At 72.1% G+C, this 18900-nt stretch carries 15 protein-coding genes and 1 pseudogene; 9 read left to right on the top strand and 7 right to left on the bottom strand.

Annotated features, from left to right (window positions below; translation table 11 throughout):
• Window positions 1-21: 21 nt before the first annotated feature.
• The 5 genes from ACQEU8_RS25400 to ACQEU8_RS25380 all read right to left on the bottom strand — a co-directional run bounded on the left by ACQEU8_RS25400 (window position 22) and on the right by ACQEU8_RS25380 (window position 6775).
• Window positions 22-1833 carry an IucA/IucC family protein gene (locus tag ACQEU8_RS25400; RefSeq protein ID WP_433104928.1) on the bottom strand — a complete coding sequence of 604 codons (1812 nt, stop codon included), beginning with the start codon at window positions 1831-1833 and terminating at the stop codon, window positions 22-24.
• Window positions 1830-2411, bottom strand: a complete 582-nt coding sequence (locus ACQEU8_RS25395) for a GNAT family N-acetyltransferase (protein WP_433104926.1) — start codon at window positions 2409-2411, stop codon at window positions 1830-1832. Before ACQEU8_RS25395 ends, ACQEU8_RS25400 begins: the two co-directional genes overlap by 4 nt.
• A complete protein-coding gene (locus ACQEU8_RS25390; RefSeq protein ID WP_433104924.1) occupies window positions 2408-3832 on the bottom strand; it encodes a lysine N(6)-hydroxylase/L-ornithine N(5)-oxygenase family protein in 1425 nt (474 codons plus the stop codon). Before ACQEU8_RS25390 ends, ACQEU8_RS25395 begins: the two co-directional genes overlap by 4 nt.
• Entirely contained in the window at window positions 3826-5346 is a 1521-nt protein-coding gene (locus ACQEU8_RS25385; protein ID WP_433104922.1) for a pyridoxal phosphate-dependent decarboxylase family protein, read from the bottom strand. Before ACQEU8_RS25385 ends, ACQEU8_RS25390 begins: the two co-directional genes overlap by 7 nt.
• 139 nt (window positions 5347-5485) lie before the next feature.
• On the bottom strand, window positions 5486-6775 hold the full coding sequence (locus ACQEU8_RS25380) for a DUF1015 family protein (RefSeq protein ID WP_433104920.1): 1290 nt from the start codon (window positions 6773-6775) through the stop codon (window positions 5486-5488).
• Between the two features lie 157 nt (window positions 6776-6932).
• Between ACQEU8_RS25380 and ACQEU8_RS25375 the strand changes: the two genes are divergently transcribed.
• Window positions 6933-8027, top strand: coding sequence for an HAD hydrolase-like protein (locus ACQEU8_RS25375; protein ID WP_433104918.1), 1095 nt, complete (start codon window positions 6933-6935; stop codon window positions 8025-8027).
• 28 nt (window positions 8028-8055) lie between these two features.
• On the opposite strand, the gene ACQEU8_RS25370 is transcribed toward ACQEU8_RS25375, so the two are convergent.
• Entirely contained in the window at window positions 8056-8943 is an 888-nt protein-coding gene (locus ACQEU8_RS25370) for a siderophore-interacting protein (RefSeq protein WP_433104916.1), read from the bottom strand.
• Between the two features lie 83 nt (window positions 8944-9026).
• A complete protein-coding gene (locus ACQEU8_RS25365) occupies window positions 9027-10055 on the bottom strand; it encodes an ABC transporter substrate-binding protein (protein WP_433104914.1) in 1029 nt (342 codons plus the stop codon).
• Window positions 10056-10219: 164 nt separating this feature from the next.
• Between ACQEU8_RS25365 and ACQEU8_RS25360 the strand changes: the two genes are divergently transcribed.
• The 8 genes and pseudogenes from ACQEU8_RS25360 to ACQEU8_RS25325 all read left to right on the top strand — a co-directional run bounded on the left by ACQEU8_RS25360 (window position 10220) and on the right by ACQEU8_RS25325 (window position 18805).
• A complete protein-coding gene (locus tag ACQEU8_RS25360; protein WP_433104912.1) occupies window positions 10220-11311 on the top strand; it encodes a FecCD family ABC transporter permease in 1092 nt (363 codons plus the stop codon).
• Entirely contained in the window at window positions 11308-12360 is a 1053-nt protein-coding gene (locus tag ACQEU8_RS25355) for a FecCD family ABC transporter permease (RefSeq protein ID WP_433104910.1), read from the top strand. Before ACQEU8_RS25360 ends, ACQEU8_RS25355 begins: the two co-directional genes overlap by 4 nt.
• 85 nt (window positions 12361-12445) lie before the next feature.
• Window positions 12446-13288 (top strand): ABC transporter ATP-binding protein, encoded by an 843-nt coding sequence (locus ACQEU8_RS25350; protein ID WP_433104908.1) that lies wholly within the window; start codon window positions 12446-12448, stop codon window positions 13286-13288.
• 47 nt (window positions 13289-13335) lie between these two features.
• On the top strand, window positions 13336-13719 hold the full coding sequence (locus tag ACQEU8_RS25345) for a hypothetical protein (RefSeq protein ID WP_433104906.1): 384 nt from the start codon (window positions 13336-13338) through the stop codon (window positions 13717-13719).
• A gap of 3 nt (window positions 13720-13722) precedes the next feature.
• Window positions 13723-14529 carry a TlyA family RNA methyltransferase gene (locus ACQEU8_RS25340; protein WP_433104904.1) on the top strand — a complete coding sequence of 269 codons (807 nt, stop codon included), beginning with the start codon at window positions 13723-13725 and terminating at the stop codon, window positions 14527-14529.
• Window positions 14526-15515 carry an NAD kinase gene (locus ACQEU8_RS25335; RefSeq protein WP_433104902.1) on the top strand — a complete coding sequence of 330 codons (990 nt, stop codon included), beginning with the start codon at window positions 14526-14528 and terminating at the stop codon, window positions 15513-15515. Before ACQEU8_RS25340 ends, ACQEU8_RS25335 begins: the two co-directional genes overlap by 4 nt.
• Window positions 15516-15679: 164 nt before the next feature.
• Window positions 15680-17422: a DNA repair protein RecN gene (gene recN / locus ACQEU8_RS25330; protein WP_433104900.1), complete on the top strand. Its 1743-nt coding sequence runs from the start codon at window positions 15680-15682 to the stop codon at window positions 17420-17422.
• Window positions 17423-17702: 280 nt separating this feature from the next.
• Window positions 17703-18805, top strand: a pseudogene (locus ACQEU8_RS25325) (glycosyltransferase family 4 protein).
• Window positions 18806-18900: the final 95 nt, after the last annotated feature.

The following is an 18900-nucleotide window of genomic DNA, read 5'->3' as shown; positions in this document are numbered from 1 at the left end:
CCCGGGATTATTCGCCGCGGCCTATTTGTGAGCGCTCAGGGGGTTCTTCAGGGTGCCGGTCAGTTGGAGGGCGCCGGCGGGGTCCTGGAGGTCCACCATCTGCTGGTTGTTGCGCAGTTGGAGGCGGTTGAGGCAGGAGAGGGCGAACTCGTCGGCGAAGAGGTCGTACTGGGCGTGCCGGGCTGCCAGGTGGGGGGTTGCCTTCTGGTAGGCCTTCGTCACGTCGGCCACCGTCGCCCAGAAGCTCGCCTCGTCCAGGACTCCGGCCGCGTCGAGGGTGGGGGCCAGGAAGCGGAAGAAGCAGTCGAAGACGTCGGTGAAGAGGGAGAGGATCTTCATGTCCTCAGGGACATCGGCGCGGATGCGTTCCACCTCGGGGGGCAGTTCGGCGTCCTCGCTCATGACCGCGATCTCCTCGGCCAGGTCCTTGAAGAGCGCGCGGCGTGGGGCACCGTTTTCGTCCAGGACCAGGATCACGTTCTCGCCGTGCGGCATGAACACCAGGTCGTAGGCGTAGAAGCAGTGCAGCAGCGGCGTCAGGTAGGCGTGCAGGTAGGCGCGTAGCCACTCGGTGGGCTCCAGCCCTGAGCTCTCGATGAGGGCTGCGGCCAGAGAGTTGCCGTCGCGGTCGACGTGCAGGAGCGACGCCATGGTGGCGGGCTTCTCGCCCTCGTCGAGGAACGGTACCGGGCTCTCGCGCCAGAGGGCCGCCAGCATTTTGAGGTAGGCGGAGCCCTTGGGGGCCGCTGCTTCGTAGGGGGCGGGGTGGTAGCCGACGGCGGCGCGTTCGCGCAGGACGCCCAGGCCGGTGTCGCGCAGGATGTCGTCGTTCGCCACCAGGTCCGCCAGCCAGTCGTTGATGGCGGGGGTGGCTTCCATGTAGGCGGCGGACAGGCCGCGCACGAAGCCCATGTTGAGGACCGAGAGGGCGGTCTTCACATAGTGCTTGGCGGGGTTGGTGGCGTTGAAGAAGGTACGGATGGACTGCTGGGCGAGGTGTTCGTCGTCGCCGTGGCCGAGGCAGACCAGGTGGCGCTGGGCGACCTCGGCGGCGAAGGTCACCGACAGCTTGTTCCACCACTGCCAGGGGTGGACGGGGATGAGGTAGTAGTCGTCCAGGTCCAGGCCCTGCTCGGTCATGGCGGCGGAGAAGCGGCGCAGCGTGCCAGCGGAGAGCTCGGAGAGCAGCAGCTTGTCGTAGCTGAGGTCCGTACAGGCGGTGAAGGTGGCACGGTCGCGGCGCGCGGCGATCCAGATGAGGCGCACGGGCGAGCCGGTCTCGGGGGCGTAGGCACGGTACTCGGCGATGTCGAAGCCGAGGCGGCCGTTGTTGGCGACGAAGCAGGGGTGGCCCTCGGTCATCCCCGCCTCGATGGCCTGGAAGGGGGCAGCGGCCAGCTCCGCGGCGGTGACCGGTGGGGCTGCGAGTTTGTAGGCGGTGCTGGCCAGGGTGGAGCTGATCTCCTCGAGGTAGACGGGGAGGATCTCCTCGCCCAGGCCCAGCGTGTCACGCAGCTCCGTGATGAACGCGAGGGCGTCCAGCGGGAGTTCGCCGCCCTCGCGGTGCCGGGTGATGCTGTCGGCGTCGACCTGCCAGTGGTCGAGGGCGAAGCGGCGGGCCGCGAAGCGGTACTCGGTGGTGCCGTCGTCGGAGCGGACCGCGTACCGGTTGTCGCCGTCGTCGAGCGGGGCCGGTCTCAGCAGCCGCTCGTGGCTGAATTCGGCCAGCGCCTTACGGACGAGGAGCCGGGTGGCCTGCGCCCAGCGCTCGGGGGTGAGATGGCTGACGGCCTCGTACGGCTGGGTCGGCTGGGGCGTGATGGGGAGGGTCATACGGGGGTCACTCCTGTGGCGGTCCGGAACTGCTCGCGGGTGCAGAAGCTGAGCAGGGCTTCCTTCTCCGGTTTGGTGAGGGTGGAGTCGACGCGGAAGCCGACCGCCTCGTTGAGGGCGTGCACGGCGGTGTTGCGGACGTCCGGCTCCACGACGACGCGGCTGGTGTCCGGGTCGGCGAAGAGCATCGCCATGACGGTGGTGATGACCGCGCGGGTGAATCCGTGCACCGGCTGCTCGGTGGGCGCGCACAGGAAGTGCATGCCGACGTCGCCGGGCTGGTGCGGATAGAGCCCGGCCAGCTCCACATGGCGGGGGTCGTAGCGCTCCATCAGGAAAGCCGGCGAGCCGTTGTGCAGACCGAGGAAGGCGTCGTGGTGCGGGGAGGCCGCGATGCTCATGAACTCCCGCTCCACCTCGGGCAGTGAGGCGTCCTGGAGCAGATAGAACGCCGACTTGGGGTGGGTCACCCAGCGGTGCAGCAGCTCGGCGTCGGTGAGCGGGTCGACGGGGCGGAGGGCGAAGGTGCCCAGCGTCTCGTCGGTACGGGTGAAGACGGTGGCGTCGGTGGCCGTCACAGCGCTGCCTCCAGACCGTCCGCTCCCGCCCTGGCGTCGTCCGTTGCCGCGCCGGCCGGTTCGTCCGTGGGCGCGGTGAACTCCTGGAAGGCGATGGACTTCTCGATCGGGTAGACCTCGCGGCCGAGCAGTTCGCGGATGATGCAGGAGTTGCGGTAGGCGGCCATGCCGAGGTCGGGGGCGACGAAGCCGTGGGTGTGCAGCTCGGCGTTCTGGACGTAGATCTCCTGTCCGGCGGTGTCGATGCTGTAGTCGCGGCGTACGGCGAAGCGGCCGCGGGCGTCCCACTCGATGCGGTCGGCGATCGGGTCGAGGAAGGCGGGCCGCTGGTAGCGGTAGCCGGTGGCGAGGATCAGTCCCTCGGTGGTCAGGCTGAAGTCGCGTTTCTGCTCTTCCTGGCGCAGCCCGAGGGTGTAGGTGCCGTCGGTCTCGTCGTACGAGGCGTCGGTGAGCGCGGTGTTGGTCATCAGCCGGGTGGGGCAGGGCGCGAGGCGGTTCTTCTGGTAGAGCAGGTCGAAGATGGCGTCGATCAGATCGGAGTTGATGCCCTTGTAGAGGTTCTTCTGCGAGGCGACCAGGCTGTCCCGGGTGTCGGGCGGGAGGGAGTGGAAGTAGTCCACGTACTCCGGGGAGGTCATCTCCAGCGTCAGCTTGGTGTATTCGAGGGGGAAGAACCGGGGGGAGCGGGTGAGCCAGGTGAGGGAGTAGCCGTGGCTGTCGATGTCCTGGAGGAGGTCGTAGTAGATCTCCGCCGCGCTCTGGCCGCTGCCGACGAGGGTGATGCTCTTCTTCTTCTGGAGGGCTTCCTTGTACTCCAGGTAGCGGGAGTTGTGGATCAGGTCGCCGCCCAGGTCCCGGCAGGATTCGGGGAGGTACGGCGGGGTGCCGGTGCCCAGGATCAGTTTCCGGGCGCGGAAGGTGCGCGGCACCGGGCGCTCTCCGCCCGGCAGGTATTCGGCGTGGACGGTGTAGTGCCCCTCGCCCTCGTCGTACTCGACGCTGGTGACGCGGTGGCTGAAGCGTACGGTCTCGCCGAGGCGGTCGGCGGCCCAGCGGCAGTAGTCGCTGAACTCGGCGCGCAGCGGGTAGAAGCTCTCGCGTATGTAGAACGAGTACAGCCGGCCGGACTCCTTGAGGTAGTTGAGGAAGGAGAACGGCGACGTCGGATCGGCGAGGGTGACCAGGTCGGACAGGAACGGGGTCTGGAGGGTGCTGTCGTCCAGCATCATGCCGGGGTGCCAGTTGAACTCCGGCTTGTCGTCCAGGAAGACGCCGTCGAGCTCGGCGATCGGTGCGGTCAGACAGGCGAGGCCCAGGTTGAAGGGGCCCAGGCCGATGGCGACGAAGTCGTGTACGGGCGCGTCGGCCGGGTGGGCGCTGGAGGGAGTCACGTGGGGGCTCCGTGGGGGGTCGGTCAGCATGCCTGGGCGGCGCTGAGGGCGGGCGGGTGGGCGGCGTTGTGCCGGTCGGCGTACTGGCCGGCGTGTGCGGCGATCAGGTCGAGGACCGTGGCGATGTCGGCCAGCGAGGTCTCCGGGTTGAGCAGGGTGAACTTGAGGTAGTGGCGGCCGTCGACCACGGTGCCGGCGACGATGGCCTCGCCGGAGGCGAACAGCGCCTCGCGGGCGTGCAGATTGGCCCGGTCGATCAGCGTCCCGTCGTCCAAGTGCCCGTCTCGGGGCAGGTAGCGGAAGACGAGGGTGGAGAGCTGGGGTTCGACGACGACCTCGAACCGTTCGTCGGCGTCCAGCAGCCGCCAGGCGTCGGCGGCGCGGTCCACGACCTCGTCGAAGAGTTCACCGAGTGCGTCGGCGCCCATCACACGCAGCGTCATCCAGAGCTTGAGCGCGTCGAACCTGCGCGTGGTCTGGATCGATTTGTCGACCTGGTTGGGTATCTCCTGCTCCACGCTGCGGGCCGGGTTGAGGTAGTCCGCGTGGTAGGTGACATGGCGCAGGGTGTCCCGGTCGCGGACCAGGACGGTGCTGGAACTGACCGGCTGGAAGAAGGACTTGTGGTAGTCGACGGTCACCGAGTCGGCGCGCTCCACACCGTCCAGCAGCGCGCGGCGGCGCGGCGAGGTCAGCAGCCCGCAGCCGTAGGCGGCGTCCACATGCAGCCAGGTGTTGGTCCGCTCGCACTGGTCGGCGATGGCGGGCAGCGGGTCGATGCTGCCGAAGTCGGTGGTGCCCGCGGTGGCGACGACGGCCATCACCGTCTCTCCGGCAAGCGCGCAGCGCTCCAGCTGTTCCGTCAGCGCGTCGACGCGCATCCGGCGCTGCTCGTCGGTGGGGACCGGGATGACGGCCTCGGGTCCGAGACCGAGCAGCACGGCGGCCTTCTCGATGCTGAAGTGGCTGCACTCGGAGGTGAGGATCCGCAGCGTGGGCAGGATCTGCGCGGTGCTCAGCGACGTCTCGGAGTTCTTGCGCACGAGGCGGCAGGTCTCCTCGCGGGCGAGCAGCAGCGCTTGGAGGTTGGACTGGGAGCCGCCGCTGGTGAAGATGCCGTCCGCCGCGGTGTCGAAGCCGATGCGCTGTGCCGTCCAGTCGATGAGGCGGCGCTCGATGAGGGTGCCGCCCGCGCTCTGGTCCCAGGTGTCCAGCGAGGAGTTGACGGCCGCGATGACGGCTTCGCCGAGTACCGCCGGGATGACCACGGGGCAGTTGAGGTGTGCGAGATAGCGCGGGTGGTGGAAGTAGACAGCGTCGCGGAGGTACACACGCTCCAGTTCGTCCAGCGCTTCGCGAGCGTTGCCCAGGGGTTTGTCCAGGTCCACAGCGGAGACGGTGGGGGCGAGCTCGGCCGGCGTGACGCCGGTGAACGGCTGTTCCGCGCCGGCGAGTTTCGCGGCGACCCGCTCGACGCCGTGCGTGAGGGAGCGCCTGTAGTGCTCCGCTGTCCTGTCGTTGAGCAGGTGGGACCTGCTGCTCATGAAGTGTCCTCCTGACACGGACGTGGCACACCGCGCGGCTCGCGCGGTCAGGTAAGGCTAGCCTAACCAAACCCGTCGCTGAGCATGCAAGTGGGTCCCGGGCAGCGTGAGTAGGCCGTGCCGGAGGGTGATGTGCCGGTCAGTAGAGGGGGCGGAGCACCAGCCCGGTGGCGGGCTTCGGGCCGAACGAGGTCGACTTCCGGGGCATGGTGACGCCCTGTTCGGCCAGCGCCCGCACCGTCTCCTCCGGAACGGCGCGCAGCAGTACGGCCGTACCGCCGTGCCCCGCCGCCTGCTCCAGAGCCGCCTCGGTGTGGTGCAGATAGCTGATGTCCTCGGGGCGGTCGGGCACCTGCCAGACAGCGTCCAGCAGCGTCGAGTGCAGCACCGCGGCGTCCAACTGCCGCCACGCCGCGGGCCGGTGCGTGTCGACCGTACGCTCCAGCAGGGCGGGGGAGGGCTGGTCGACCAGATGGAAGACGCCCTCTCCCTCGGTCAGCAGGAAGGCGTTCCCCGCCGTGTCCTCCAGCTCCTCCAGCGCCTCGTCCAGCGGCGCCTCCAGCGTACGGACGCGGAAGGCGCCCCCCTCCCCGTATCCGGCGCCCGCGCGGTCGAGGAGGTCGAGCGCCCGCTTGAGCGGCAGCCTGGGCAGCACCCGGTGGATGGCGCGGACCTGAAGGGGATAGCGCGCGGTGTCGACCAGCAGGACCAGGCCGTAGTCCCACGGCGAACCCTCGGCGGAGCCGCCCTGCTCGGCACGCAGCCGCAGATACGTCGCCCAGCGGTGGTGACCGTCGGCGATCAGTGCGCTGCGCCGGGAGAGTTCGGCGTCGACCTCGGCGATTTCGGCCGGGTCCGTGACGGCCCACAGCCGGTGCGCGAAGCCGTCCTCCGTGGTCGTCGCCGCCAGCGGCGGGCCGAGCGTGGCCCGCTCGATGACGGCGGTCGCGCCGGTACGGGTGCCGTTGCCGCGGTAGGAGAGCAGCAGCGGCTCGGGGTTGGCGGCCATCTCGCGCATCAGATCGGCGCGGTCGGCCACGACCTCGTCTATCACCTCTTCGTGCGGCAGGACGACACCCTCCTCGGGAGCCGACAGCCGCAGCGCCCCGATGAGGCCGCGTTGCAGCAGTTCGCCCTTGCGCTGCTCGTAGACGTACAGCGCCGGCTGTGGATCGCGGGACAGCACCCCGTCGGCCTGCCAGCGGCCCAGTGTCTCGGCTGCTTTGTGGTGCCGGGTGGTCGGGTCCTCGGCCTGCGGAAGGATCAGCCGCACGATGTTGTACGGGTCCGCCGTCTCCAGCTGCCGCAGTCCGTCCGGCGTGACCACCACGTCGTACGGCGGCGAGGTCACTGCAGCGAGGCTGCTGACCCTCTCCGGCGCGTAGCGCAGCCCCCGGAACGGGGCGAGTCTCAGTCCTCGGACGGTCATCTGTGCATGGTATGCCCGTTCCCTCTCCCCGGTGGAGCGGGGCACAGGGGGCGCAGGGGTGCGGAGCGCGCGGCGGTGTACGAGAGGATCGGTACGGCGCGGGGACCGCCCACGGCCCTCCGCGCACCACGGGAGAGAAAACAAGGAGCAAGCCCTCATGCAGCACAGCCCAGCAGCCGAGGCAGCCGGCACCGCCCGGGCAACCGAGCCCGCCGAGCCGGTCCTGCCGTCCCGCCCGCTGCCGTGCGACAGCGGGCTGCACACCGCGTACGACACGGCGCTGCTGGACCTGGACGGGGTGGTGTACGCCGGGGGAGAGGCCGTGCCGCACGCGGTCGATTCACTGGCCGCCGCGCGGGAGAGCGGGCTGCGGCTGGCGTACGTGACGAACAACGCGGCCCGCACGCCGCAGACGGTCGCCGCGCATCTGACCCGGCTGGGCGTGCCCGCGGCGGCGGAGGAGGTGATCACGTCGGCGCAGGCCGTCGCCCGGCTCATCGCCGAACAGGTTCCACGGGGCGCCCGGGTACTGGCCGTCGGTGCCGACGGGCTGCGGGTCGCGCTGGAGGAGCGGGGGCTGACCGTCGTCGAGACGGCCGACGAGGAGCCCGCGGCCGTGGTGCAGGGCTATGGCGGGCCCGCCATGGAGTGGGGGCGGCTGATCGAGGCGGCGATCGCCGTGCAGCGCGGGGTGCCCTGGTTCGCGTCCAACACCGATCTGACGATTCCCAGCGGGCGCGGCATCGCGCCCGGCAACGGCTCGGCCGTCGAAGTCGTCCGTATCGCCACCCGGTGGCTGCGGACGCCGCCGGAGCCGCAAGTCGCGGGTAAACCGTTGCCGCCGATGCACCGGGAGTCCATCCTGCGTACCGGCGCACGACGCCCGTTGGTGGTCGGCGACCGGCTCGACACCGACATCGAGGGGGCGCACGCGGGGCGCGTGGACTCACTTCTGGTACTGACCGGCGTGACGGACGCCGCTCAACTGCTCGCGGCGCGGCCCGTGCACCGGCCCACCTATGTGGCCCGTGACCTGCGGAGTCTGCTGGAGTCCCAGCCGGAGGTGACGGGGGACGCCGACTCGGGTTTCGGGTGCCGCGGCTGGCTGGCGCACGCCGGAGCGGACCAACTGACGCTGGAGGGCGACGGCGACCCGGTGGACGGGCTGCGCGCACTGTGCGGCGCGGCCTGGTCGGCGGCGGGGGAGTGCCGACTGGATACGGAGAACGCGCTGGCCCGGCTGGGGTTCTGAGACCCCGGCCGGGCCGGTGCGCCCGGCCTCAGCCGGCCGAGCCCGCGAGCGCCTCCGCGACCAGCTGTTCCTCCGTCGCCCCCAGCCGCCAGTACCCGGTGAACTTGACCGCCCGGCGGTCGAATCCGCGCTCGGCGACCAGGTGCCTGCGCACGGCCTTGACGGAGCCGGCCTCGCCCGCGAGCCACGCGTACGGCGTGCCCGCGGGAAGTTCGGCGGCGCGCACCGACTCGACCATCCGCTCCGTCCGCGAAGCGGTCGCCGCCTCGTTCCGTACCAGCCAGCTGATCCGCGCGTCCGCGAGGGTCGGCAGATCCTGGACGTCCTCCCGGTGCGCCACCTCCGCGAACACCCGTACCGGCATCCCGGTGGGCAGCCACTCCAGGATGGCGCCGATGGCGGGCAGCGCCGTCTCGTCGCCGCTCAGCAGCACCCAGTCGGTTCCCTCGGGCGGCCGGAAGTCGACGCCGGCGTTGTCCGCGACGACCGGGCCGAGCAGGGTGACCCGGTCCCCGGGCATGGCACGCAGCGCCCAGCGCGAGGCGGGACCGGTCTCGCCGTGCAGGGCGAAGTCGACGTCCAGTTCGTCGGCGGCGCCGTACTCGCTGCCCCTGCGCAGCGCCCGCACGGTGTAACTGCGCATGATCCCGCGGATGTTCTCGTCCATCGCGCGCCACTCGGTGAACCAGTTCTCGCCCGCCTCGACCGGCACCACGGGCCTGGTCTGGCCCGGTTGCGGCAGGAAGAGTTTGAAGCGCTGGTCCCGGCCGCCGGAGGCGAAACGATCCAGCCCTTCGCCGCCGAAGGTGACCCGCAGCATGGTCGGGCCCAGCCGACGGGTTCGTACGACGTGCAGCTCGAAGAACTCGAACGGAACGGTGGAGGGCGCGGACTGCGCCGTGCTGACCGTGCTCATCGTGTCTGCTCCTGGCGAGGGGGAGGGGTCCGGCGTGCGGGTGGTCGGGACGCGGGCCGGGCGGCAGCCGCGTCAGCGGAGGATCAACGGACCTTCTTGGCCTTCTCGATCGCTTCCGCGAGGTTCTCCAGCAGTGGTGCGGCGCCCGCGTACGAGAAGCGCGGCTCGGCCGCCCACGGGGCGACCTGGTCCTTCTTGACGGCGGGCAGGTCGTTCCAGGACGGCTTCGACTTGAGGGCCTTGGGCTGGAGGGACCGGGTCCGGTTGTCCAGGATGATCAGGTCGGCCTGGTACTTGTCGGCGTTCTCCCAGCTCAGCTCCTCGAAGAAGCCCTGCTTGCTGATCTTCTTGGGCTTCACGAAGTCGACGCCGAGCTGCTTGAAGTACTTGAGGTCGGCGTTGGCGTCGGGGTCGGAGACATAGAACAGGTCGGGTGCGCCGGAGGCGGCCATCACGCGGATACCGCTCTTGGCGGCCTTGCGCAGCCGCTCGGCCGCCTGCTCGAAGCGCGCCTTGGCGTCCGTGACGGACTTGGCCTTCACGTCCGCGCCCAGCGACTCGGCGAGCTTCGCGTACTGCTGGATGACCTCGAGCATCGGGACCTCCGCGGCCTTCATGGCCACCTGGGGCGCGAGCTTGAAGATCTTGTCCTTGCTCTCGTCCGGGACGTAGAAGAGCGCGTCCTTGAGGTACATGTTGCTGATCAGCAGTTGGGGGCGGAGCTTGGCGTACTTCTCCAGGTCGAACTCGCCGAAGGCGTTTCCGATGATCTTCACCTTGGAGATGTCCATGTCCCCGGCGAGCACATCGGGCTTGCCGTTCTTCTGCTTCGTCGGGCCGAAGACACCGACGACCTTGTCGCGTACGCCGAAGTCCCACAGCGCCGCGGCGGTGGCCGTGTAGGCGACGATCCGCTCGGGAACGGCGTCCAGGGTGACCTTCTTGCCGCGGCCGTCGGTGAAGGCCCAGCCCTCGCCCTTCGAGCCACCACCCGAACCGGATCCGGAGCCTTCACTTCCGCAGGCGGCGAGCAGCGCTCCGAGACCGGCGGCGCCGCCCGCGGCCAGCAGACCGCGGCGCGAAAGGTGGGATATGGGGGAAGAGCTGGGCATTTCTCCGGCCTTCTCTCGACGTACTGAGAACGCACCGCGGCCATACCGCGGACGTACACGGGGCGGCCATGGGGCCGAGTTCGCAGTTAGGCTAACCTAACCAAAGTTGTTGTTGTCCAGTGGCCGGGCGTCCCGTCTTCCCCGGCCCCGACCGGAGCGCGTACGTGACTCTCACCAAGTCCCCGCAGGTCCAAGGGGGTTCAGCGGCAGTACGCCGTGGAGCGGGACAACCGGCGGCCGGGCAGGAGGACCAGCCCGCACGTGCCCGGGCTCCGCTCGCACGGGCCGCCGGTCTGCTGGCCGCCACACTCGTCCTGTTGCTCGTCGTCTTCCTCAGCCTCGTCTTCGGCGCCCGCCCGCTCTCGTTCGGCGAGGCATGGTCGGGGCTGGTCGACAGCGGCTCGGCGAGCTACACCGTCGTCCACGAGATGCGGCTGCCGCGCACCCTGCTGGGCCTGCTCGCCGGGGTCGCGCTCGGCCTGGCGGGCGGCGTCATGCAGGCGCTCACCCGCAACCCGCTGGCCGATCCCGGGCTGTTGGGCATCAACGCGGGCGCGGCGGCGGCGGTCGTCACCGCCATCTCCTTCTTCGGCATCACCGGGTACACCGGCTACATCGGCTTCGCCTTCCTCGGCGCCGCCGCCGTCTCCGCACTCGTCTACGCCGTCGGCGGCGGGCGCGGAGCCACCCCGGCCCGGCTCGCCCTCGCGGGTACGGCGCTGAACGCCGCGCTGGTCTCGTATGTGAGCGCCGTTCAGCTCCTGGACACCGCCTCGCTGGACCGGATGCGGTTCTGGATGGTCGGCTCACTGGCCCGCGCCCAGGACTCGACGGTCGCCTCGGCGCTGCCCTTCATCGCCGTCGGCGCCCTGCTGGCGCTCGTACTGGCCCGGCCGCTGAACGCGCTGGCGCTCGGCGACGACGCGGCACGTGCGCTCGGCTCCCGGCCCACCCGGACGCGTGCCGCCGCCATCGTGGCCATCACCCTGCTGTGCGGCGCCGCCACCGCCGCCTGCGGGCCGATCGTGTTCGTCGGGCTGATGGTGCCGCACATGGTGCGCGCGCTCACCGGCCCCGACCAGCGCTGGATGCTGCCGTACTGCGCCGTCCTGGCCCCCGTGCTGCTGCTCGGCGCGGACATCCTCGGACGCATTCTGGGCCGGCCCAGCGAACTCCAGGTCGGCATCGTGACCGTCGTGGTGGGCGGGCCGTTCTTCCTCTACTTCGTGCGCAGGCGGAGGGTGGCACAAGCATGAGCCTCACCGGCATCCGTACGAGTGTCGTACGCACCCCCGGCGGCCTCTCCGTCAACTACCGGCCGCGCGCCCTGCTCATCGGCGCGGGCTGCCTGCTGCTCGCGCTGGTCGCCGCGGTGTTCGCGATCGGCAGCGGCGAATACCCCATGGCGCCTGGCGATGTGATCCGTACGCTGCTCGGCCAGGGCGATCCCGCCGACGCGTTCATCGTCAACGAACTGCGGCTGCCCCGCGCCGCGACCGCACTGCTCGTCGGGGCGAGCCTGGGGCTGTGCGGCGCCGTCTTCCAGGCCGTCGTCCGCAACCCGCTGGGCAGCCCCGACATCCTCGGCTTCAGCAACGGGGCCGCGTCCGGGGCGCTGTTGGTCATCTTCGCGACGGGCGGCAGCAGCGCACTGCTGGCGGGCGGCGCCGTCGCCGGAGCCGTCGTCACCGGCACGCTGATCTACGCCCTCGCCTGGAAACGCGGTATGCACGGCTACCGGCTGGTGCTCGTCGGAGTCGGCGCCACCGCCATCCTCACCGGCGTCAACAGCTATCTGATCACCCGCGCGGGCATCACCGAGGCGTCCCGGGCCGTGCTGTGGATGACCGGCAGCCTGGACGGGCGCGGCTGGAGCGACGTACTGCCGCTGGTCTACGGCATGGTGGTGCTCGTCCCGCTGGTGCTGCTCGGCTGCGGACGTGCCCTGCGGATGATGGAGATGGGCGACGACGCGGCCTACGCGCTCGGCGTCCGCGTCGAACGCACCCGGCTCGCGCTGCTGGCCGCCGGGGTGCTGCTGGTGGCGCTGTCGGCCGCCGCGGCGGGGCCGGTCTCCTTCGTCGCGCTGACGGCACCGCAGCTCGCCCGGCGGCTCACCAAGGCGCCGGGCCCCAACCTGCTGCCCTCGCTGTGCATGGGCGCCGCACTGCTGATCTGCGCCGATCTGATGGCCCAGCGGGCCTTCGGGGAGCACCAGCTCCCCGTCGGCGTGATCACCGGCGTGGTGGGCGGCAGCTATCTGGTGTGGCTGCTGGCGAGCGAGCGCAGGGCGGGACGGATATGAGAGGGCCGAACATTTCGGCTGCGGCGCCGCGGCGAACGGCTCGGGCCCACCCAGGAAAGACGCACACGACAGAGGCGGGGACACGATGAAGACCGCGACGGAGAACAAGGAGCCGGCCTCCGACGGCGCTGCCACGGCGACCGGCGAGCCCCGGCTGACCGGGCACGGCCTCACCCTCGCCTACGACCAGCGCACCATCGCCCGCGAGCTCGATGTCGCCGTACCGGACCAGTCGTTCACGGTCGTCGTCGGCCCCAACGCCTGCGGCAAGTCGACGCTGCTGCGCGCCCTCTCGCGGATGCTCAAGCCCACGCGGGGGCAGGTGCTGCTGGACGGCAGCGACATCGCGGGCCTGCCCGCCAAGGCGCTGGCCCGCACCCTGGGACTGCTGCCCCAGTCGTCCACGGCCCCGGACGGGATCACCGTCGCCGACCTGGTGGCCCGCGGCCGCTACCCGCACCAGGGCCTGCTGCGCCAGTGGTCGCGGGACGACGAGCGGGTGGTGGCCGAGTCCATGGCGGCCACCGGCGTGGAGGGGCTCGGCGACCGGTTCGTGGACGAACTCTCCGGCGGCCAGCGGCAGCGCGTATGGATCGCCATGGCGCTGGCCCAGCAGACGCCGCTGCTGCTGCTGGACGAGCCCACCACCTATCTGGACATCGCCCACCAGATCGAGATCCTCGACCTGTGCGCGCGGCTGCACGAGGAGGAGGGCCGGACGCTCGTCGCCGTACTGCACGACCTCAACCACGCGGCCCGCTACGCCACCCACCTGATCGCCATGCGGGACGGCCGGATCGTCGCGCAGGGGGAGCCCGCCGAGGTGGTGACGGCGGAGCTGGTGGAGGAGGTCTTCGGCATGCCGTGCCGCGTCATCGACGACCCGGAGACCGGTACCCCCCTGGTGGTGCCCGCCGCGCGACGCTGAGCTGCCGGACCCGGGAGTCTGTCAGACCCGGGAGGTAGCGTCGGGGCATGAGCGAGTTCGCGCAGGGACCCGGGCACGCCCCCACCCCCGAGCAGCACCTCTCGGCCGGCGGCACCGAGCGGTACGACGAGACAGCGCAGCCCGAGGAGCCGCACGGGCAGGCCGAGCCGGTCGAGCCGGCCGAAGGCGCCGGGAGCGCCGAGGGCGTCGGCGGCGCCGCGGAGCCGGCCGACGAGCCCGAGGAGGGCCCGCGGCCCCTCGGCGTGGGGGTGCGCCCCACCGGATACGCCCCGGTCGACGCCCAGCTCAAGCGACTGGAGGACGCCGACCACCTCGCTGTCTCCGGCCATCTGGAGGTGTACGAAGATGTCCACCGCGGCCTGCGCGAGAGCCTGGCCGCGCTGGACCGACCCCACACCCCCCGGAGCTGACCCGTGGCACGACGCCGACTGGACGCGGAGCTGGTGCGCCGCAACCTCGCCCGTTCGCGGGAGCACGCCGGCCGGCTGATCGCCGCGGGGCGGGTCACGGTCGGGGGCAACGTGGCGACGAAAGCGGCCACCCAGGTCGAGACGAGCGCCGCCGTGGTGGTCAAGTCGGACGAGAGCGATCCGGACTATGTCTCGCGCGGCGGCCACAAGCTCGCCGGGGCGCTGGAGGCCTTCGTTCCGCGCGGGCTGCGGGTGGCGGGCCGGCGTGCGCTGGACGCGGGCGCCTCCACCGGCGGTTTCACCGATGTGCTGCTGCGCGCGGGTGCGGACCATGTGGTCGCCGTGGACGTGGGCTACGGGCAACTTGCCTGGTCCTTGCAGAGCGACCCCCGCGTCACCGTCAAGGACCGTACGAATGTCCGGGAACTGACGTTGGAGGCGATCGGTGGCGAGCCGGTGGAACTCGTCGTCGGTGATCTGTCGTTCATCCCCCTGGGGCTCGTGCTGCCCGCGCTCGTCCGGTGTGCCGTGCCCGAGGCGGACCTGGTGCTGATGGTGAAGCCACAGTTCGAAGTGGGCAGGGAACGGCTGGGCAGCGGCGGTGTCGTGCGCAGCCCCGAGCTGCGTGCCGAGGCCGTGCGGACGGTCGCCGGACAGGCGGCTGCCCTGGGTCTGGGCGCGCTGGGCGTCACCTCGAGTCCGCTGCCCGGGCCCTCGGGAAACGTCGAATACTTTCTGTGGCTGCGTGCCGGGGCCGACGACCTCGACCCGGCCGAAGTCGAGCGAGCGGTGGCGGAGGGGCCCAAGTGACCGAGGACAGCCGAGCTACGCGGCCAGCACAGCCCCACGGGACCGGTGCGGGGGACGCCGCCGAGGGCGGGGACCGTACGGTCTTCCTCCTCGCCCACACCGGCAGACCCGCCGCTGTGCGCAGCGCCGAGCTGGTCGTCCAGGGGCTGCTGCGCTGCGGCATCGGGGTGCGGGTGCTCGCGGAGGAGGCGGCCGATCTGCCGCTGCCCGACCGGGTGCAGACCGTGACGGCCAAGCCGGACGCCGCCGAGGGCTGCGAGCTGCTGGTGGTGCTGGGCGGGGACGGGACACTGCTGCGCGGCGCCGAGTTCGCCCGCGCCTCGGGTGTGCCGATGCTGGGCGTCAACCTCGGCCGGGTCGGCTTCCTCGCCGAGGCCGAGCGGGACGATCTGGACAAGGTCGTGGACCGCGTCGTCTCCCGCGCCTACGAGGTCGAGGAGCGGATGACCCTCGACGTGCTCGTACGCAACGCGGGCTACAACGCGCACACCCCCGGCACCGGCCATGTCGTGCACGCCGACTGGGCGCTCAACGAGGTCTCCGTCGAAAAGGCGGCCCGCGAGCGGATGCTGGAGGTCGTCATCGAGGTCGACGGCCGCCCTGTCTCCAGCTTCGGCGGCGACGGCGTGGTGTGCGCCAGCCCCACCGGATCCACCGCGTACGCCTTCTCGGCGGGCGGGCCCGTGGTGTGGCCCGAGGTGGAGGCGCTGCTGATGGTGCCGATCAGCGCCCACGCGCTGTTCGCCAAACCCCTGGTGACCGCGCCCGATTCGGTGCTGGCCGTCGAGGTGCAGCCGCAGACCCCGCACGGGGTGCTGTGGGCCGACGGACGGCGCAGCGTCGAACTGCCGGCCGGGGCCCGGGTGGAGGTGCGGCGCGGCGCGGTGCCGGTACGGCTGGCGCGGCTGCACCACGCCTCGTTCACGGACCGCCTGGTGGCCAAGTTCGCACTTCCGGTCACGGGCTGGCGCGGGGCACCGCGCTAGCCCGCCCGGGAGCGGGGGAGGGAGGCGAGGGGAGAAACACAACGGCGGGCCAGGGGGAGAAAACGGATAAGACACCGCAACCCGCCGCGGACCGGCACGGTGCACGGCCCCACGATCCGGCTACCACCCGGACCACAGGTGTGGACCGGGCGAGGAGACCTCGTATGGTCGTATCCGTGTTGGAGGAGATGCGGATCAAAGCCCTGGGCGTGATCGACGACGCCGTTGTCGAACTGTCCCCCGGCTTCACCGCGGTAACCGGTGAGACCGGGGCCGGCAAGACCATGGTCGTCACGAGCCTCGGGCTGCTGCTCGGCGGGCGCGCCGACGCCGGGCTCGTCCGGGTCGGCGCCAAGTCGGCCATCGTCGAGGGCCGGATCGCGCTCGCGCCCGACGCCCCAGCCGCGCGCCGCGCCGAGGAGGCGGGCGCGGAGCTGGACGAGGGGGCGCTGCTGGTCAGCCGCACCGTCTCGGCCGAAGGCCGCTCGCGCGCGCACGTCGGCGGGCGCTCGGTCCCGGTCGGACTGCTGGCGGAGCTGAGCGACGACCTGGTTGCCGTGCACGGCCAGACCGACCAGCAGGGCCTGCTGCGTGCAGCGCGGCAGCGCGAGGCGCTGGACCGCTACGCGGGTCAGGCCGTCGCCCGGCCGCTGGCCGCCTACCGGGAGGCGTACCGCAGGCTGCGCACCGTCGCGGCGGAGCTGACCGAGCTGACCACCCGCGCCCGGGAGCGCGCACAGGAAGCCGACATGCTGCGCTTCGGCATCCAGGAGGTGGAGGCCGCCGAACCCCAGCCGGGCGAGGACGCCGAACTCGCGGCCGAGGCCGAACGGCTGGGCCACGCCGAGGCCCTCGCCTCCGCGGCCACCACCGCGCACGGCGCCCTGGCCGGCGACCCCGCCGACCCGGAGGGCGTCGACGCCGCCACCCTCGTCGCCGGAGCCCACCGCGCCCTGGAGGCGGTGCGCGCACACGATCCGGCGCTCGCCGCACTCGCCGACCGGCTGGGAGAAGTGCACATCCTGCTCTCCGACATCGCGGGCGAACTGGCCGGGTACGCCGACGACCTGGACGCCGACCCGCTCCGCCTCGCCGCCGTCGAGGAACGCCGCGCCGCACTGGCCCAGCTCACCCGCAAGTACGGCCAGGACATCACCGCCGTGCTCGGCTGGGCCGAACAGAGCGCCGAGCGGCTGGCCGAACTGGAGGGGGACGACGACCGGATCGGCGAGCTGGACGCCGAGCGGGACGCGCTCCGCACCGAACTCGCCTCGCTGGCCCGCACACTCACCGAGGCGCGCGCCGACGCCGCCAAACGGTTCGCCGACGCGGTCACCGAGGAGCTGGCCGAACTGGCCATGCCGCACGCCCGGGTCACCTTCGAGCTCAAGCACAACGAGGACCCCGAAGGGCTCGACATCGACGGGCGGACTCTCGCCTTCGGCCCGCACGGCACCGACGAGGTCGAACTGCTGCTCGCCCCGCATCCCGGTGCCCCGCCCCGGCCCATCGCCAAGGGCGCCTCCGGCGGCGAGCTGTCACGGGTGATGCTCGCCGTGGAGGTCGTCTTCGCCGACTCCGACCCGGTGCCGACCTACCTCTTCGACGAGGTGGACGCGGGCGTCGGCGGCAAGGCGGCCGTCGAGGTCGGCCGCAGGCTGGCGCGGCTGGCCAAGTCGGCACAGGTGGTGGTGGTCACGCATCTGCCGCAGGTGGCCGCGTTCGCCGACCGGCACCTCGTGGTGCAGAAGACCGACGACGGCTCGGTGACCCGCAGCGGTGTCCAGGCAATGGAGGGCGAGGACCGGGTGCGCGAGCTGTCCCGGATGCTCGCCGGCCAGGAGGACTCCGAACTCGCCCGCGCCCACGCCGAGGAGCTTCTCGAAGCGGCCCGTACCGGAACGTGACGTTCAGCGGCGCGCACGCTCTCACTCTTGTGAGTGAGAGCGTGCGGCGTGCGCCCCACCGTGACGGCTCTCCGGTGCGTTCGGCGGCGCGGCGGGTCCCCCTCGCCTGGCATCCTGGGCAGGCCCCACCCCCCACCGTCAGCCAGGGAGCCCGCCTGCCGTGAGCCCGAGCCGCACCCCCGCGCCGCGTCGGCCCGCGGTCGGCGCGCGCCCGCCGCACGCCGTACACGTGCTCGGCGGCGGCCCGGCGGCAGGCGGAGCCGAGCCGCCCTCGGCACATATGGCAGCTCATGCGCGCTCCCTCGCCGAAGGACTGACGGCACGCGGGGTGCGGGTGACGGTGTGCACCCGGCACGATGACGCACTGCGGCATGTGTTCGCGGAAACCGGCGCGCAGTTCACCGCCCTGCCCGGCCGTACGGAGGCCGACACGGCGGCCCGGCTGCGTACCGTCTGCGCCGACGCCGACGTCGTCCACGCGCACGGACCGCGCGCCGGACTGCTGGCGGCCCTCGCGCTCGGCAGACGGCGCGGCGAGGTGCCGCTCGTCGTCACCTGGCACGCCCTGCCCAGGTCACGGGCCGAACACACCGGCCGCGCGGAAGCCGCCCGCGAACTGGTGAACCGGCTGCTGGCGAGGCGGGTGGCCCGGGCCGCCACCGTCGTCCTCGGCGCCACCACCGAACTGGTCGACATGGCCCGCCGCAGCGGCGCCCGCGACGCCCGGCTCGCCCCCGCCCCCATCCCGCTGGCCGGTACGGCGGCCCGCCCCAGGGCGCAGAGCGCGGACGACGAGGAGGTGCTGCGGCACAAGACGCGCGCGGGCATCGGTGCCCTCGACCGGCCGCTGATCGTGGTTGTCGGCCGCCTCGACGGACGGCGCGGTCTCGACACCGCACTGACCGCCTCCCGCGCCTGGCGCCGCCTCACACCGCCGCCGCTGCTCGCCGTCGCGGGGGAGGGGCCCGAGCGGGCCGTGCTCCAGCGCCGGATCGACGAGGAGAGCTGCCGGTACGGCTGCTGGGCCGTCGGCACGACGCGCTGCGGCTGCTGGCGGGCGCCGACCTCGCGCTGCTGCCGGCCCACGGCCAGGGGCGGTCCCTGGTCGCCCAGGAAGCGCTGCGTGCCGGGGTGCCGCTGGTCGCGGCGGACGGCGGCGGCGTCGCCGAACTCGTCGGCACCGCCGCCCTGCTGGTGCCCGGCGGAGACGCCGACTCCCTCTCCTCCGCCGTCCTCGGCCTCCTCGCCGACCCGGCCCGGCGCGCCGCACTCGCCGCTGCGGGACGGGCACGGGCCCGCACCTGGCCGACGGAGGACGACGCCGCGGCGCAGGTGCTGAGCGTCTACGACGAGGTCAGACACATCCCACCCGGTGAGCACTGAGACCGGGAGGTGCCTGCGTGCCGGCGGAACCCGTCCCGCAGCAACTGCGCCTCTCCCGGCCGAGGACCGGGAGAGAGTAACCGCAGCGCCGCGTC

Origin of the sequence: Streptomyces sp. CA-250714 (genome assembly GCF_050936705.1) — a bacterium.
GTDB lineage: Bacteria > Actinomycetota > Actinomycetes > Streptomycetales > Streptomycetaceae > Streptomyces.
Note: the sequence above shows the minus strand (reverse complement) of the source record. Positions and strands in the feature narration are given on the sequence as shown.